Annotated in this window: 18 protein-coding genes; 8 read left to right on the top strand and 10 right to left on the bottom strand. The window is 40.7% G+C overall.

All coding sequences use genetic code 11. The annotated features are described in order from the left end of the window. Positions 1-77 precede the first annotated feature (77 nt). From FZ945_RS05905 to galE, 4 genes are read right to left on the bottom strand one after another with little or no spacing between them, the layout of a single operon-like run. Positions 78-1,310: a nucleotide sugar dehydrogenase gene (locus FZ945_RS05905; RefSeq protein ID WP_103571625.1), complete on the bottom strand. Its 1,233-nt coding sequence runs from the start codon at positions 1,308-1,310 to the stop codon at positions 78-80. Continuing rightward, complete coding sequence (locus FZ945_RS05900) at positions 1,307-1,750, bottom strand: ecotin (protein ID WP_148803221.1); 444 nt, start codon at positions 1,748-1,750, stop codon at positions 1,307-1,309. The genes FZ945_RS05905 and FZ945_RS05900 overlap by 4 nt, the downstream gene beginning before the upstream one ends. After that, the gene (locus FZ945_RS05895) at positions 1,747-3,069 is read right to left on the bottom strand and encodes a UDP-glucose dehydrogenase family protein (protein ID WP_148803219.1); all 1,323 of its coding nucleotides are present in this window, start codon (positions 3,067-3,069) and stop codon (positions 1,747-1,749) included. The genes FZ945_RS05900 and FZ945_RS05895 overlap by 4 nt, the downstream gene beginning before the upstream one ends. A 9-nt stretch (positions 3,070-3,078) precedes the next feature. Next, positions 3,079-4,062, bottom strand: a complete 984-nt coding sequence (gene galE, locus FZ945_RS05890; protein WP_148803217.1) for a UDP-glucose 4-epimerase GalE — start codon at positions 4,060-4,062, stop codon at positions 3,079-3,081. A gap of 191 nt (positions 4,063-4,253) precedes the next feature. Between galE and FZ945_RS05885 the strand changes: the two genes are divergently transcribed. Then, the gene (locus tag FZ945_RS05885) at positions 4,254-5,294 is read left to right on the top strand and encodes an LLM class flavin-dependent oxidoreductase (RefSeq protein WP_148803215.1); all 1,041 of its coding nucleotides are present in this window, start codon (positions 4,254-4,256) and stop codon (positions 5,292-5,294) included. Here the strand turns inward: FZ945_RS05885 and FZ945_RS05880 are convergent. The 4 genes from FZ945_RS05880 to FZ945_RS05865 are packed head-to-tail and all read right to left on the bottom strand — an operon-like array spanning position 5,291 to position 8,807. Beyond that, positions 5,291-6,139 (bottom strand): DNA ligase, encoded by an 849-nt coding sequence (locus tag FZ945_RS05880; protein WP_103581949.1) that lies wholly within the window; start codon positions 6,137-6,139, stop codon positions 5,291-5,293. The two genes, FZ945_RS05885 and FZ945_RS05880, sit on opposite strands and share 4 nt — an antisense overlap. Further along, on the bottom strand, positions 6,139-6,717 hold the full coding sequence (locus FZ945_RS05875; RefSeq protein ID WP_103581948.1) for a DNA-3-methyladenine glycosylase I: 579 nt from the start codon (positions 6,715-6,717) through the stop codon (positions 6,139-6,141). Before FZ945_RS05875 ends, FZ945_RS05880 begins: the two co-directional genes overlap by 1 nt. Further along, positions 6,718-7,776, bottom strand: coding sequence for an NAD-dependent epimerase (locus FZ945_RS05870; protein ID WP_148803213.1), 1,059 nt, complete (start codon positions 7,774-7,776; stop codon positions 6,718-6,720). 20 nt (positions 7,777-7,796) lie between these two features. Then, positions 7,797-8,807, bottom strand: a complete 1,011-nt coding sequence (locus tag FZ945_RS05865; protein WP_148803211.1) for a 3'-5' exonuclease — start codon at positions 8,805-8,807, stop codon at positions 7,797-7,799. 63 nt (positions 8,808-8,870) lie between these two features. On the opposite strand from FZ945_RS05865, the gene waaC reads away from it, so the two are divergent. From waaC to FZ945_RS05830, 7 genes are read left to right on the top strand one after another with little or no spacing between them, the layout of a single operon-like run. After that, a complete protein-coding gene (gene waaC / locus FZ945_RS05860; protein WP_148803209.1) occupies positions 8,871-9,845 on the top strand; it encodes a lipopolysaccharide heptosyltransferase I in 975 nt (324 codons plus the stop codon). Next, positions 9,838-10,731 (top strand): lipid A biosynthesis lauroyl acyltransferase, encoded by an 894-nt coding sequence (locus tag FZ945_RS05855; RefSeq protein ID WP_148803207.1) that lies wholly within the window; start codon positions 9,838-9,840, stop codon positions 10,729-10,731. Before waaC ends, FZ945_RS05855 begins: the two co-directional genes overlap by 8 nt. Beyond that, positions 10,725-11,429, top strand: a complete 705-nt coding sequence (locus tag FZ945_RS05850) for a glycosyltransferase family 2 protein (RefSeq protein ID WP_148803204.1) — start codon at positions 10,725-10,727, stop codon at positions 11,427-11,429. The genes FZ945_RS05855 and FZ945_RS05850 overlap by 7 nt, the downstream gene beginning before the upstream one ends. Continuing rightward, positions 11,426-12,490 carry a putative lipopolysaccharide heptosyltransferase III gene (gene rfaQ / locus FZ945_RS05845; RefSeq protein ID WP_148803203.1) on the top strand — a complete coding sequence of 355 codons (1,065 nt, stop codon included), beginning with the start codon at positions 11,426-11,428 and terminating at the stop codon, positions 12,488-12,490. Before FZ945_RS05850 ends, rfaQ begins: the two co-directional genes overlap by 4 nt. A 2-nt stretch (positions 12,491-12,492) precedes the next feature. Beyond that, entirely contained in the window at positions 12,493-13,572 is a 1,080-nt protein-coding gene (locus tag FZ945_RS05840) for a glycosyltransferase family 4 protein (protein ID WP_148803201.1), read from the top strand. Beyond that, positions 13,569-14,366: a polysaccharide deacetylase family protein gene (locus FZ945_RS05835; protein WP_148803199.1), complete on the top strand. Its 798-nt coding sequence runs from the start codon at positions 13,569-13,571 to the stop codon at positions 14,364-14,366. Before FZ945_RS05840 ends, FZ945_RS05835 begins: the two co-directional genes overlap by 4 nt. Next, the gene (locus FZ945_RS05830) at positions 14,366-14,869 is read left to right on the top strand and encodes a hypothetical protein (protein ID WP_148803197.1); all 504 of its coding nucleotides are present in this window, start codon (positions 14,366-14,368) and stop codon (positions 14,867-14,869) included. The genes FZ945_RS05835 and FZ945_RS05830 overlap by 1 nt, the downstream gene beginning before the upstream one ends. Before the next feature lie 78 nt (positions 14,870-14,947). Here the strand turns inward: FZ945_RS05830 and FZ945_RS05825 are convergent, their stop codons facing one another. Beyond that, positions 14,948-15,718, bottom strand: a complete 771-nt coding sequence (locus FZ945_RS05825) for a polysaccharide deacetylase family protein (RefSeq protein ID WP_148803196.1) — start codon at positions 15,716-15,718, stop codon at positions 14,948-14,950. Next, positions 15,715-16,764, bottom strand: a complete 1,050-nt coding sequence (locus tag FZ945_RS05820; RefSeq protein WP_148803194.1) for a glycosyltransferase — start codon at positions 16,762-16,764, stop codon at positions 15,715-15,717. The genes FZ945_RS05825 and FZ945_RS05820 overlap by 4 nt, the downstream gene beginning before the upstream one ends. Between the last annotated feature and the right edge of the window lie 100 nt (positions 16,765-16,864).

The following is a 16,864-nucleotide window of genomic DNA, read 5'->3' as shown; positions in this document are numbered from 1 at the left end:
GAAAAGAAAAAACCAAAAAATTTAGCCGCCAAGCCAGATGACAAGGCAGCTATGTAAATTTTAAATTTAACGCTCACTTACAGCCTAGCGTCAGCCTCTGGGTAGATATTTTTTATATCATAAACCAAGTGGCCTTTTAGGTTGAGCTTTTTAAATTCATTGTGAGCTACGGCGATCACGATGCAGTCGTAGTCGTCTAGGTTATACTCTTTTACTAGATCAAAGCCGTACTCATGTTTTACCTCAGCGCTATCAGCCCAAGGATCAGTCACATCGACCTTGCAGCCAAAGTCTTTTAGCTCATCAACCACGTCTATAACGCGAGAGTTTCTTATATCTGGGCAGTTCTCTTTAAATGTCATACCAAGAACAAGCACGCGCGCTTTGTTGATAAGCACGCCCTTTCTTATCATTAGTTTTATCACTTGATCGGCTGCGTATCTGCCCATATCGTCGTTGATGCGGCGACCTGCTAGGATCATTTCAGGGTTGTAGCCTACCTCTTGAGCTTTGTGAGTTAGGTAGTATGGATCTACGCCGATGCAGTGACCGCCGACTAGACCTGGGCGGAAATTTAAGAAATTCCACTTAGTGCCAGCCGCCTCTAAAACATCGATAGTGTTAATGTGAAGCTTTTCAAAGAGCATCGCAAGCTCGTTTATAAAGGCGATGTTGATGTCGCGTTGGGTGTTTTCGATGACCTTTGCAGCCTCTGCTACTTTGATGCTTGAAGCTTTGTGAGTGCCAGCTGTGATGATAGAGCGGTAAATTTCATCGACCTTGTCAGCAATCTCTGGAGTTGAGCCACTTGTGATTTTTTTGATTTTAGTTACGGTGTGCTCTTTATCGCCTGGATTTATGCGCTCTGGCGAGTAGCCGCAGAAAAAGTCTTTGTTAAATTTAAGTCCGCTCTCTTCAAGTAGCGGCACGCAAATTTCTTCTGTAACGCCTGGATAAACAGTGCTTTCATAGACAACGATGTCGCCTTTTTTAAGCACTTTTGCCACGCTCTGGGTCGCTTTTACCACTGGGGTTAGATCAGGGCGTTTGTTCTTATCTATCGGAGTTGGGACGGTTACGATGAAGAAGTTGCAACTTCTGATGTCATCTAAATTTAGGCTAAATTTCATGCCATTATCGATCGCTTTTTTCATCTGCTCGTTGCTAAGCTCAAGCGTTCTATCATAGCCACTCTTAAGCTCTTCTATACGTTTTGCATTTACGTCAAAGCCGACTACTTCGTACTTTTCACTAAAAGCTGCTGCTAGTGGAAGTCCCACATAGCCAAGTCCTACTACTGCTATTTTCATTTCTCTTTCCTTTTTAAAATTTTTGGTTTTATTGTTTCTACACGTTCATAGATTCTTATCTCTGCGCCCACGCCTTGCGGAGTTACTATCTTAATGGGGCTAATGCCAGGCAAAATTTGAGTAAAATCATAATAAATTTGCCTCTTTTTCTTTTTGCCGTTGCAAGGCTTAAGCGGCGCATCCTCTGCACTAAATTCATAATAAACCCCGCTTTTATCCTCTTTTTTATCTAAATGTCCGCCCTCTAGCATAGCAAATTCACAGTCTGTTTGCATCTCTTTAAAAAATGCAACTTCATATTTAAAATAATCAACCGGCATCTTTGAGATAGGTAGCTCAAAAACCTGCTCTTGCGCCTTTGCCTCGCTATTGCCTGAAGCCTCGCTAGCTAAAAGCGCAAAAGGCAGCAAAAAAACTACGAGAGATAAAATTTGCTTCACGCTTTGACGCCTATTTGAAAATACTTAAAGCCATTCTCGGCTAAAGTTTTAGCGTTATATTGGTTGCGTCCGTCAAATATGACAGCATTTTTTAGCCTCTCTTTGATCTCCATAAAATCAGGCGATCTAAACTCGCTCCACTCGGTCACAAGCACCATAGCATCGGCATTATCAAGAGCGTCATACTTATTTTTAGCGTATTTCACGTCTAAATTTGGCAAATATTTTTTCGCTTCTTCACTTGCTTTTGGATCATAAGCCACCACTTTTGCGCCAGCCTCGTCTAAAAGCTTTATCAAAGTTAGCGAGCTAGCCTCTCTCATATCATCGGTATTTGGCTTAAACGCAAGCCCCCAAAGTGCGATCGTCTTGCCCTTTAGATCGCCACCAAAGAAGTTGTAAATTTTATCAAATAGTACTCTTTTTTGAGCCTTATTTCTTGACTCGACCGCGTTTAAAAGCTCTGGTTCAAAGCCATTTTGTCTAGCTGTGTAGATGAGTGCCTCGACATCCTTTGGAAAGCAGCTACCGCCATATCCGCAGCCTGGATAGATGAAGCTATATCCGATCCTTGAGTCGCTGCCGATGCCTTTTCTTACTAAATTTACATCAGCGCCCACACGTTCGCAGATATTTGCTATCTCGTTTATAAAGCTTATCTTGGTTGCTAGCATCGAATTTGCAGCGTATTTTGTCATCTCGGCTGACTTTACGTCCATGCAAATAAGCCTGTCGTGATTTTTCATAAATGGCTCGTAAAGCTCTCTCATCACGCCAAAGCCCCACTCGCTACTAGCGCCGATAACAACGCGGTCTGGCTTTAAAAAGTCCTCAACCGCCGCGCCCTCTTTTAAAAACTCTGGGTTTGAGACTACTTCAAATTTAACCTCTACATTTCTCTTTTTAAGCTCAGCCTCGATCACCTCGTGCACCTTAGCTCCAGTGCCTACTGGAACGGTTGATTTATCGACTACTATTAGCGGTTTGCTTAAATTTTCTCCGATCGACTTTGCAACTGAAAGGACATATTTTAAATCCGCCTGTCCATCAGCGCCCATAGGCGTGCCAACCGCGATAAATAGCACATCTGCATGCTCTAGCGCCTCGGTTATCTGCGTGCTAAATTTAAGCGAGCCATTTTTGTAGCACTCACTCACGATATCAGCAAGCCCTGGCTCATATATAGGCACGACGCCATTTTTTAGTGCCTCGATCTTTTTGCTATCGACATCGACGCAGATCACGCTGTTACCCATTTTCGCAAAGCATGCACCACTTACTAGCCCAACATATCCGGTTCCAATTACTGCTACCCTCACGTTTATACCTTAAATTCTCTTTTCCCACTCAAGGGCGGTTTTTATGATGAGCGCTAGATCGTCTCTTTTTGGCTTCCAGCTTGTTAGCGAGCGCAGTTTGCTTGCGTTTGAGATAAGGATAGCTGGGTCGCCGTCCCTTCTTGGCGCATTTAGCACCTTGAAATTTACTCTGCTTACTTTTTTTGCGGTCTCGATGACCTCTTTTACGCTAAATCCTCTGCCATATCCCACATTAAAAATCTCGCTGCCGTTTTGGCCGATATACTCTAGCGCGCTTATGTGGGCGTCTGCTAGGTCGCTAACGTGGATGTAGTCTCTAACGCATGTGCCATCTTTTGTCGCGTAGTCATCGCCAAAGATACCCATGCTCTCACGCTTGCCAAGTGCTGTTTGCACGGCTACTTTTATAAGGTGCGTGGCGTTTGGATAGTTTTGACCGATAAGCCCCTCTTCGTCTGCACCTGCGACGTTGAAATAGCGAAGTATCGCAAATTTGAAATTTTCATTTGAAGCGGCGTAGTCTTTTATGATCTGCTCGCTCATTAGCTTGCTTCTGCCGTATGGATTTATCGGATTTGTAGGCGTTGTCTCGCACACCTCCGCCACGTCTGGCTCGCCATAAACTGCGGCAGTTGAGCTAAATATAAATTTATTTACATTGTAAGTTTTTGCATATCTTAGCACCCTTGCGACGTTTGCGGTGTTGTTTAGATAGTATTTTAGCGGCTCGCTCATACTCTCAAAGACCTCGATAAACGCTGCAAAATGAATGATCGCATCAAATTTACCATTTGCAAAAATTTCGCTTAGGTCATCCTCTAAATTTGCATTTATAAATTTAAAATTTCCTATCTTTTGGAGTGCCTCAAGTGCTTTTTGTGAGCCCTTGCAGAGATTGTCGATGATGGTTATCTCATCTTTGCCTTGCTTTAAAAGTGCTTTTACTACGTGGCTGCCGATATATCCAGCTCCACCTGTTACTAAAATCTTCAAGTTTAAGCCTTTCATAAAAAAGTGGTTAATTTTATCAAAAATAGAGTAAAGCAAAAGTAAAGCAGGGTTAGTTTTTAAATTTTGCTTGAAGACTGCATGGATAGGTCTTTGCCTTTATAAATTTAAAATAGACTTACAATCTATTTTAAATTTAATCTTTATAATCCCTCATCTACAAAAAAAGGATAAAAATGAATGTTTCAATATTAAATTTACTACCGATAAAGCAAGGCAGTGACGCAAAAGAAGTCATAGATGCAGCCATTAGACTGGCTAAATTTGCCGAAGATATCGGCATGAAGCGCTACTGGGTCGCAGAGCATCACAACATGCAAAATTTAGCAAGCTCAGCCACGCAGCTCATCATCGCGCACATCTTAGAGCATACAAAAAGCCTGCGAGTGGGCTCTGGTGGCGTGATGCTACCAAACCACAGCCCATACTCCATCGCCGAGCAGTACGCCACTCTTGAAACGCTATTTCCAAACCGCGTCGATCTTGGACTAGGCAGAGCTCCAGGGACTGACCAAGAGACGGCTGCGGTGCTTAGACGTGGCGCAAGAGAGATAGAATTTGATATGCAAATAAACGAGCTAATGGACTATTTTAACGCCAAAAGAGCCGTAAAAGCCTATCCAAAAATTGAAAAATTTCCGCCTATTTACATACTTGGCTCAAGCATATATAGCGCATACGTGGCGGCTGAGTTTGGTCTGCCTTACGCATTTGCGTCGCACTTTGCACCACGTGCGCTAGAAAAAGCGGTAGAAATTTATCGTCAAAATTTCAAACCATCACCCTTTTTAAAAGCGCCCTATGTCATCGCAGGAGCAAATGTGATAATAGCCCAAAGTGACGAGCTAGCAAGGAGTTTAGCCACTACGCAAACGCAGTTTTTCTTAAACGTAGTAACTGGTGAAAAAGAGTATTTGCAGCCACCAAAAAAGGATAACGACGAGGTCTTTGCTGCCTCTTGTAAAACAGGTACCAAGGCTCCTCATTTTGGGCCGATCGACTTTAGGCAAATAGAGCTAAAAAATAGAGAAAGAATCGTCACAGAAGAGATGATGGCGTGCTCTTTTATAGGCTCAAAGCAAAGCGTTAAAGAGCAAATTTTAGAATTTCAAAACAGATTTGAAGTCGATGAGATCATGGCTCAAAGCTTTATTTTTGATGAAAGGGCGCAGTTTGACTCTTTTGGGGCGTTAAAAGAGATCATAGACGAAATTTAATCCTCTCTAACCCTTAAAAATATAGGAAATCTTGGCTTGCCATAAGACGATAAATTTTGAAATTTATATGTGATGATAGAGCCTATCTTTGGGGGATTTGTGCGTTGCTCGTCGCTTAGTCCTGAGCCTATTTTAAAGATAGTGCCCTCTTTTGGCTCGCCAGCTTTTTCTTTGTCATCTTTGCCGCCAAGCGCCTTGCAAGTAAGCGAGCCAGCAAGATTAGCGTATTTACCGCTGCCTTTATTTATAGAGACCACCTCGCACTCGGCATCTTTAAATTTCTTAAATTTGAGCGCATTTTTGCTTCGTTTTCGCTCGTAGGACGCGTTTGGCTCACGCACGACTGCTCCCTCGCCGCCTTTTGCGATAATGCCCTTTGTAAATTTTAAAAACTGAGCGTTATCACGCATCTTTATCTGTTTTATGATGATTAAATTGTCATTTGGCTCATTTTTTAGAAATTTAGCCAAAACTTCAAGCCTATCAAGCAAGCCACCACTTGCCTCCGGCACGTCAAAAACGTGAAATTTAAGCCTGCCCCACGCCTTTTCATCTGGCAGCTTGTCCATCACGGTCGCTTGAATTTCTTCAAATTTAAGCTCCTTTGCGTAAAGCTCGCCATCAAGTGCAAATTTTGGGAAATTTTTAGTAAAACTTTGCGGTGCATTTAGCCTTTTGCCCTGCCTTGAGAGTAAATTCTCTCCGTCCCAGTAGGCACGCACACCATCAAGCTTCTCGCTGGCTAGCCAGCCACTGACGTTTTGATCTTTAAATTCGCTAAGGCGCAGCAGATCAAGAGAAAATGCAAAATTTAAAAGCACCAAAAGTGCAAAAACTATCCTAATCAGCCTTTTGCCTTACAAAAACAATAGTCCATATGATCATCCACCACGCCCACGCTTTGCAAAAAAGCATAGGTGCTAACAGAGCCTAGAAACTTAAACCCTCGCTTTTTTAGCTCCTTTGCCACAAAGTCAGACATCGGCGTGGTTGCCGGCACTTGCTTGATATTTTGATAGTGATTGATGATCTGTTTGCCGTCAAATTTTGGGTCGAATTTCTTTAGCAAATGTCCCCAAAGATAATCATAAAAGCTACCAAATTCTTGCGTCACAGACAAAAATGCAAGGGCGTTTACAGAAAGCGATTTTAGCTTTAGTCTATTGCGTATCAGCCCTTCATTTTGCATAAATTTAACTATCTCAGCCTCGCCATAGAGCTTGACCTTTTCAGGGTCAAAGCCGTCAAACGCCGCTCTCATAGCCTCTCTTTTTTGAAGTACCCCATGCCACGAAAGTCCTGCTTGAAAGCCCTCTAAAACTATCATCTCAAAAAATTTTCTATCATCTTTTATGACCTTGCCCCACTCATTATCGTGGTAGGCTATGTCAAGCTCGCCTTTGGCCCACTCGCAACATCTCATTTATATCTTGATCCCGTAAAACTCGCTATACCACTCGACAAATTTAGCCACGCCGTCATTTACTTTTGTATTTGGTTTGTAGTCAAAGTCAGCTACCAAGTCGCTCACGTCCGCGAAGGTCGCTGGCACGTCGCCTGCTTGAAGTGGGAGGAAATTTTTCTTGATCTCACGGCCGATCTTTATCTCAACTGCTTTGATGTAGTCCATGAGCTCGACTGGGCTGTTGTTGCCGATATTATAGACTTTAAACGGCGCTTTTGAAGTGGCAGGGTCTGGGTGCTTTGCGTCCCAAGCTGGATTTGGCTTAGCAGGGTTGTCGATGCACTTAATTATGCCCTTTACGATGTCGTCTACGTAGGTAAAGTCGCGCTTCATCTTGCCGTAGTTAAAGACGTCGATGGTTTTATCTTTAAGCGCGGCATCAACAAACAAAAATAGCGCCATATCAGGGCGTCCCCATGGTCCATAAACCGTAAAAAAGCGAAGTCCAGTCGTTGGCACGTTAAATAGGTGGCTATAAGTGTGCGCCATCATCTCGTTGCTCTTTTTAGTCGCTGCGTAGAGGCTTATTGGGTGATTGACTCCCTCGTGCGTAGAAAATGGCATGTTTTCATTTAAGCCATAAACCGAGCTAGAGCTTGCATAGACTAAATTTTTGATCTCATTGTGGCGGCAACACTCGAGGATATTCATAAAGCCTGTGATGTTGCTATCGATGTATGCTTTTGGGTTTATGAGCGAGTAGCGAACGCCAGCTTGTGCGGCTAAATTTACCACTACGTCAAATTTCTCTTTAGCAAAAAGCTCTTTCATCGTCTTTTCATCAGCAAGGTCTGCTTTTATAAATTTTAAATTTGGATGTGTTTTTGAGGCGATAAGCTTGCCGTAGTCTATCTCGCTCACGTCAAAACCAGCCGTTTTTAGGCGTGCAAGCTTTAAATTTACGTCGTAATAGTCATTTATCACGTCATATCCAACAACCTCATCCCCGCGCGCCACAAGGGCATTTGCAAGGTGAAATCCTATAAATCCAGCTGTTCCAGTTACTAAAATTTTCATATTTTTCCTTTCATTTTGGCTTATTCGTCGTCTAAATTTATCTCAGGCACTTTCTCTTCAAAAAGCGTCTTGCTCTTTGGCTCTTTTGGCTTTAGATCGCTTGCTTTTTTTAGCAGACCGCCCAGCATATCGCGGTTTAGCTCCTCTTTGCTAATCGGCCTTACCTCATCAAATTCACTAAATTCCAAAGCCTCTTTATCTACCTTTATCTCGTAGTCTAGCTTGCCAGATAGCCTTGCTAGCTCGTCGCTTATCGCAGAGCAAAAGACCTCAGTGTATCCCCTGTGAGCGCAGTTTTTGGATAGAAATTCGCTCATCACGTTTAGGTGATTTATGTAGTCATCTTGCAAGATATTTGCCTGCAAAAGTTCAAATTTCAAAAAGAGCCAGTAGGTATTAAGCACGTCGCTTTCGCAGTATTCGTTTATCTTATCAAGTTCGCCTGCATAGTAAAGCTCAAGCACCTGATCGCCGTGTACGTCGTACTTGCCAGGTAAATTTAAGCTAGCACAAAGCGTATCAAGCTTTAGCCCTCTCACGCTTCCAAAATCGCTTATAAAATCAAGCAGATCAAGGTGAAATTTAGGCGAATATCTGGCTCTATAATTTTCCCATTTATTTTTGTTTAGCTCTTTGTTTTCGCTCTCATAATATGCCGCCGCGTTTAGGTTGTATCGCATCGCACGCACCATAAGCATAGGCAGGTCAAAGCCACGGCCATTAAAGCTAACAAGCCTTGGGTTATAATCATTTATAAATTTTAAAAATTTAGCGATGATCTCGCGCTCGTCCTTGCCCTCCATCGTGCTAACTTTTAAAAATTTGCCGTACTCATCAGCCATCACCGCAGAGATTGCGACCACTCTATGAAACATCACGGGCAAAAAGTCGCTACCACTGGCCTCTTTTTGCAAGGCCATCGCCTGCACGCTCACATCTTCGTCGCTCCCGTCAATGCCGTAAATTTTTCTTATCAAATTTGCATCAGGTATCGTCTCGCAGTCAAAGACGCAGATGTAACTTTTCGCCATTTTAGCCCTTTTTTAAGCATTTTTTTTTAAAATCATACCAAAAATTTATATTTAAAGTGTTTTATGCAAGATAAAAATCAACTAAAAATAGCCATAGTAAAGCTTTCGGCACTTGGTGACATCGTGCACGCAGCCATCGTGCTTCAGTTTATAAAAAAGCACTGCCCAAATGCTCACATCACATGGCTCGTTGATGCCCGTTTTGCAAGCCTTTTAAAAGATCATCCCCTAATCGACGAGCTAGTCGTTTTGCCACTTAAAGAGAGCTTTAAAAAAAGCTACAAGATCATAAAAACGCTTGGCAAATTTGACAAGATCATCGACTTGCAAGGGCTTTTTAAATCAGCCGTCGTCGCAAAACTACTTGGCAAAGAAATTTACGGCTTTAGCAGAGAAAGCGTCAAAGAAAAGATTGCAGCCAGGCTTTATAAGCATCAATTTAAGATCGACTACAACGAAAATATCATAATTAGAAACCTAAGCCTTGTTGGATATGCTCTAAATTTTGTCTTTGACAGAGATGAAATTTTAGAAAAATCGCCCTGCTTTGAAATAGTAGGGAAATTTAAAAATGAAAGCGGCAAAAAACGCATTTTAATCGCTGCTTTTGCAAGTGAAGAGAGTAAAATTTATGACAAATTTAAAGATGTGATCAGACTTCTTGTTGGTTGTGAAATTTACCTTTGCTACGGGAGTGAGAGCGAAAAAGCAAGGGCTGAGGCGATCATTTCGGGCACATCTGCAAAACTGCTTGAAAAACTAAGCATAAAAGATATGATAGATTACATAGCAAGCTGCGATCTGGTAATTGGCAATGATAGCGGTCTAACGCACCTTGCATGGGCTGTAAATAGGCCTTCTATCACGCTTTTTGGCAACCGACCAAGCCACAGAAACGCCTACGTCACAGACAAAAATCTTGTCATTGATATGGGCAAACAAATAGATGCTAGAAGTATCGATAAAAACGACTTTTGCATAAGAGAAATTTACCCTGAAACAGTTGCAAATTTCGCAAAAAGGCTGCTAAATGGATAGGCTATATCTAGCTGGCTTTTATACCTTGAAATTTCTTATATTTATAATGCCTTGCTCGCTTCAAAACATGCTTGCTAAATTTATGGCATTTGCCTTTATGAAGCTTAAAAAAAAGAGATTTCATATCGTGATGACAAATTTAGACCTTGCTTTTGGCGAGTCAAAAACCAAAGAAGAAAAGCTTGAGATCGCCAAAAAATGCTACTACAACTTTGCAAAATATCTTGGTATAAACTTCATCCTCAATCAAAACACGACAAAGCAAAAGATACTAGAGCAAGTTGTTTTTAAAAATGAGCACTTTTTACTTGACGCGATAAAGTCTGGCAGGCCTATCATAGTCACAACTGCGCATTTTGGGCAGTGGGAGATATTTGGGCTTGCTGTTGCATCTCGCTTTGGGGCCTCTTCGGCGCTTGGCAGAAGGCTAGATAGCAGCGTCATGGATAAAATTTTAAGAGCTAATAGAGCGCAGTTTGATGTGGAGCTAATCGACAAGGATGGCGGTGCAAAAGATATCTTAAAAGCGCTAAAAGCTAGGCGAATAGTAGGAATTTTAGTTGATCAAAACACCGCACCAAAAGATGGGATAAAGGTGCAGTTTTTCGGCAAAGATGTGCTTCACACGCCAGCAGCAAGCGTGCTAGCGCAAAAGACAAATGCTTTAATCATAAACGCATTTATCTACCAAAAAGATGAAAATTCAAATGAAATTTGCTTTGAGCAGCCAATAGACATAAGCACGTTTGACAAAGAAGATGCCGTGCAAAAAGCGACGCAGATGCAGTGCAGTGCGTGCGAAGAGATGGTTAGAGCAAGGCCAGAAGAGTACTTTTGGTTTCACCAAAGGTTTAAGAGATTTTACGAAAATGAGTACAAATGCTAAGCGTTGTCGTTTTGACTTTTAATAGCGAAAAGTACCTAAAAGAGGTGCTAGAGAGCGCTAAATTTGCTGATGAGATCATCGTGGTTGATAGCGGCTCAAAAGATAGCACAAGGCAAATTTGTGATGGCTTTAGCAACGTGAAATTTCACGAGCAAGCATGGCTTGGATTTGGCGCGCAAAAGCAAAAGGGCGTGGATCTAGCCAAAAACGAGTGGGTCTTTGTGCTTGATAGCGACGAGGTAATTACAGGCGAGCTTAAAAATGAGATCATTAGCGTGCTAAAAGAGCCTAAATTTATCGCTTACAACGTTGCTAGGCTAAATTTTTTCTTTGGCAAAGCGATAAAAAATATGGGGCTATATCCAGACTACACGGTGAGGGTTTTTAATAAAAATTTTGCCAAATTTGATGGCAGAGCGGTGCATGAAAAGGTCGTTTTAAATGACGGCTCGCAAAGACTTGGAACGCTTAAAAATCACTTCTTGCACTATGCGTATGAGAGTATCGAGCAGTTTATCGCTAAGCAAAATCGCTACTCAAGCATGGGCGCAAAGAGAAATTTATTTAAGGCGCTTACGAGCCCAGCTTGGACATTTTTTAAGCTTTTTGTGTTAAAAGGTGGCTTTAAAGAGGGCTTTATGGGCTATGTTATCGCTAGACTTTACGCCCAGTACACATTTTGGAAATATATAAAATGAAAATACTTGTAATTAAATTTAGAAACATCGGCGATGTGCTTTTAACGACACCGCTCATTGAAAACCTGCATCACTACTATCCAGACGCGACCATCGACTTTGCCCTAAATAAAGGCACGGAAGCGATGATAGAGGGCAATCCTTATATAAATAAAATCCACATTTATGATAGGCAAAGTGCAAATTCTGGCTTTTTTAAAAAGCTAATGACCGAGCTAAAATTTATAAGAGCGATCAAAAAAGAGAAATACAATATGGCAGTGCAAACGACCACTGGAGACCGCGGCGTCATCATCTCAAAGTACGCCAAGATAAAAAAGATAGTTGGCTTTTTAGGCAAACGCAAGGCGATAAATAAGCTCTTAAGCGTAAAGGCAAAATACTACGAAAATTTCTCGCACACGGTTGATCTAAATTTAAACGCACTAAGAGCGCTGGGCTTTGAGCCAGTGAGTAAAAAAGTGAGCGTCTTTTCAGATGAGAGCGTGGAATATCTAAATTTACCAAAACGCTTTGCGCATATGCATCTAACAAGCAGATGGATGTTTAAATGCGCAAGCGACGAGAGCATGGCTGAGCTCATCGACTACTGCGAAAATGAGCTTGGCGTAAAGGTCGTGCTAACAAGCGACAACAAAGAAAATGAGTTAAATAAGCTTGCAAGCGTGCTAAAAATTTGTAAAAGCGAGCCTATAAATTTAGGCGGTAAACTAAGCCTAAAACAAACGATCGCCCTTTCAAAGCACTCAAGCCTCTTTATAGGCGTCGATACTGCTATCATGCACATAGCAGCGGCAAATGACGTGCCTGTGATCGCCTTTTTTGGCCCTAGCGGAGCTTTTGAATGGGGACCATGGGATAATGCTCTAATGCAAAATGGCTACACATCGCAAAATGGCACACAAAGCATGGGCAAACACATCGTCTATCAAAAGGACTGGGACTTTGTGCCTTGCGACAAAGAGGGCATAAAAGAACATGGCGTAGAAAAAACATTAATGGATTTTAGCGATGAGATGCCACAGATAAAAGCAAAAATCAAGCAAAATTTAGGACTATAGCGATGAATATACTTCACACAGAGACGCTTTTTAACTGGGGTGGGCAACAAAATAAGATCATGAATGAGATGCGTCATATGCGTGAGCTAGGACACGGCACAACGCTATTTTGCAACCCAAATTCTGAAATTTCAAAACGCGCTCGAGAAGAAAATTTTAAAGTTATCGAATGTGAGATGAATAAGAAAAATTTTCATAAAACAGTGCCTATATTTTGCAAAATTTTGTGGCAAGAAAATATAGACGTGGTCATATCAAATGGCTCCACAGACAGCTGGGTAGCTGCTATATCAAAAATTTTTACCAGAAAAAAAGGTGTTAAATTTATACGCGAAAGGCATAATGAGTTCCCAATAAAAGGCTCTTTGAGTAAATTTTTACACACCACACTTTTTGATAAGATCATAAGCGTAAGCCCAAATGTGACAGAAATTTTACAAAAAATAGGTGTAAAAAATGAAAAAATATTTTTTATCCCAACTTTTGTGGACCACGAAGCTCTAAATGCGGTGCAATCAACATTTAAAGGAGAATTTAGCATCCCAAAACAAGCTATAACAGTAGGTATGTTTTCCTCGCTAAGTCGCCAAAAAGGTGTTTTTGAATTTGCAAATGCACTAAAAATTCTCATGCAAAAAAACAGCGATATATACGGCATTTTTGGCGGAAACATCAACAAAAATACAAAAGATCAAATTTTAAACATATTTGATGATGCAGTGAGAGAAAAATTAGTCTTTACAGACTTTAGAAGCGATATAGCAAATGTGGTAAAAGGGATAGATTATTACACCTTTCCCTCTCACACGGAGGGCCTTCCTACGGCTTTACTAGAGGCTATGGCTCTATCTCGTCCTATTGTTGCTTTTGATATTGCCCCTATGAATAATCTGCTCGCAGAAAACAGAGGGCAATGCGCTAAATTTTTAGACGCGCAAGATATGGCGGAGAAGATAAATGCGTACATACAAAATGACGAGCTGGCCAAACAATGCGCAGAAAATGCTAGCACCTTTGTCAAAGAGAATTACGACGCACAAATTCTAAAAACATATATCAAGAGATTATTGGAGAGCCTATGAATCACCCAGTTTGCGTACTGACAGTACATCACTGCAACAACAATAAAAATGACTTTGCTATAAGCCCAGAACTTTTAAAAAAAGCACTTCAAGTGGCGCTAGACGAGGGCTATAAATTTATAAACTACGCCCAGTTTAAAGATATCGTGGCAGGCCGAGCAAAGGCTCACAAAAAGAGTATTTTACTAACTTTTGATGATGGATATTTTGATAATTACAAATTTGCTTTTCCTCTCTTAAAAGAGCTAAATATCCCAGCTGTTTGCTTTTTGATCACAGATAAGATCAGGGATTTTAAAAGGCAGGATTATGATTTTTCCTTTAAAATGCACAAAGATATCAACTACGATAAAGATATAGAGTATTTTTTAAATTTAGATGAGATCAGGCAGATGCAAGAGAGCGGGCTTTTTGAGTTTGATAGCCACACAGCGAGCCACTTTTCTTGCAGAAGTGACGATGAGGCAAAGCTAAGAGAGGAGTTTTCTAGCTCACTTGCTAAGATAAAAGAGCTATTTCCTGAGAAAAAAGAATTTGGCTTTTGCTTTCCAAAGGGGCATTTTAACGAGCTTTCACAAAGGATAGTTAAAGAGTATTATGGCTTTGCTTTTAGCGTGATAGATGGTGGATATTGCATGGGAGATGATAAATTTAAGATAAGGCGTATAGATATCTCTAGCAGCTCAAAAAACGATGATGACTACGTTTTTAGGGTTAAAAAGAAGCTTTTTATCTATTCAATGCCAATAATAGGAAATTTATATTCAAATTTTAGAAATAGAGGCTATAAATAATGCTAGAAGCGTTAAATTTAGCTTGCGAAGAGATATTAAAAGAAAAAAAACGAGTGTTTATCACCCTTGCCGGACTTCACGGCAGTGGCAAAAGCACACTTGGTAAAGAGCTAAGACGCAAAGGTTTTGGAAACTTTAAGCCGTATCAGGTCGCCGTTATAGACGATGGAGTGATGAGTATAAATCTCTTTTTTATACGCCCAAGAGTAAAAATCAAGAGTGATCAAAGAGACGAGCTAAGGCCATTTTTTAAATTTATCATGCCATTTGTAAAGGTTGTGATCTACGCAAGCGCCAACCCTCTTACGCGCATCAGCAAATGCGATATACTCTGTATTTTAAGCATGAACGAAGAAGATAGAATCGCTGGAATTTACAAAAGAAACTCCAGAGAATATCCAGACAACACTCAAAAGCATATAGATAAAAAGGAGCTTGATCTAACGGGCCTTGAGTATAAATTTAAATTAGAGTTTAAATCACCAATAAAACGAAATATTTAAACACAAGTAATTCCTAGATATTGCGAAAAACATCTAGCAAAGAACTAGAAAATTTTTACTAAATAAGTTTATAGCCCACTAAGACCTTATCGCCGCGTAAATTGAGCCTAAAATATCATTTTGATAGATAAACATGGTCTTTTTAAGCCATTTTTCATCACGTTTTGTCACTATGCGTTTTATCTCTTCAAGGTTGCCGTCAGCCTTGTTTATGCCGCGTTTTGTCGTGAAAAACGCATTGTAGCCATGTTTTTTAGCCACGCTTAGATACTCGTCGTTATATTTGCCACGTGGCCAGCAAAGTGCATCATCATCAAAACCAAAATTCTTTTTCATAAACTCACGGCAAAGGCCAAATTCCTCGTCCAGACTTAGCTGCCCAAAGTAGCCATCAAAATGGCCGTGCGTATGCGAGTGAAAATAAAAGCACTCACTCATCTTCTCAATCTGCTCTAAATTTAAGATCACATCTTGTGGCCTACTTGGCGCAAGCTTCTTGCACTCGTTGTGATCGACGTTTAAAAAGCTAGCAGGCCTCATCTCATGAGCCTTTTGTGCCGCTTCTATCCAGCCAGTTATTATAAATATATTTGCTTTTAGTCCAAATTCTTTCACGATAGGATAGGCATAGATGTAGTTGTCCATCCAGCCATCGTCAAATGTTATGCAAACGCTCTTTTTTGGTACTTCCAGCTCGCCCTTTTTGTACGCGATAAATTCATTTACACTTAGAGTTTTATAACCATTTTCGGCTAAGAATTTCATATGCGATCTAAACTCATCCACGCTACTAGCGATAAATCCGCTCTTTTCAAGCACGTGGTGATACATCAAAACTGGTACGCTCATTTTACAAGCTCCATATATAAATTTTGTGTGTTTTCTATCATTTTTTCGATGCTAAATGTCTCTTTTACATACTCTCTGCCAAATTCACCCATATGTTTTCTTAAATTTTCGTCCAAAATGAGCTTTTCAAGTACCTTTTTTAGCCCCTCTTTATCACCATTTTGAAATAAAAATCCACTCTTTCCGTCGCTTACCGCCTCGCCAAGACCGCCCACGTCGCTTCCGATGGTAGCTAGCTTGCACGAAGAAGCCTCAAGCAAAGCTCCGCCGATAGCCTCCATGTCTGAAGGTAACACGCAGATATCAAGCGATCCCAAAAAATCGCTCACATCGGTTCTGTTGCCAAGCATGAAGATATTTTTCTTATCTTTTATATATTCTTTTAAATTCTCATTTTGCGGACCATCGCCTACGATGAAAAGGGCTGAATTTTCTAAGTTTAGCTCGTTAAATGCATCAATTAAGAGCTTGTGATTTTTAGCAGCTCTTAGCACTGCCACGATACAAACGCCCACCACGTCGTCACTTAGCCCAAATTCTTTTTTCATGTCTATCTTAAATTCTGGCGTGTATTTTTGCGTATCGATGCCAGTGTAAATTTTTAGTACCTTCTCTTTTTTAACGCCTCTTTTTATAAGATCAGCGCAGACTGAGTTGCAAACGCCGACCACTTTTGTGCTTAGGTTGTAAGGTATTGGGGAGCTTATAGGTAGTTGTAAATGTCTAGTGCGAACCACGCTAACGCCACAAATTTTGCCCACGATCGCGCCTATCGTGCCGTCTTTGCCTGAGTGAGTTGAGATGATTTTTATATTATTTTGCTTTACAAATTTGCAAATTTTTAAAATTTCAAAGATGTTAAAAGATTTTTTGAGGTTAAACTTTACAAATTCGCACTCTATTTGCTTTTCAAAGCTTTTTGAGCCAGGATTTAATCCATAAAAAACCTTAAATTTACTCTTATCTAGCCCATTTATCACACGCTGCGTGCGGTGCTCTTGCCCACCAAATCCCGAAGAGCTTTCAAGCTCAAGTATATTTATCATTTTTCTACTCTTTAAATTCTTTCATTTTTTTATTTGATAAAAAGCCATTTATTGTATTAAATATTTTTAAAATTTTTGATACATTTTCGTATGATTTTAC

The sequence above is a fragment of the Campylobacter concisus genome (assembly GCF_902460535.1).
GTDB lineage: Bacteria > Campylobacterota > Campylobacteria > Campylobacterales > Campylobacteraceae > Campylobacter_A > Campylobacter_A concisus_AS.
Note: the sequence above shows the minus strand (reverse complement) of the source record. Positions and strands in the feature narration are given on the sequence as shown.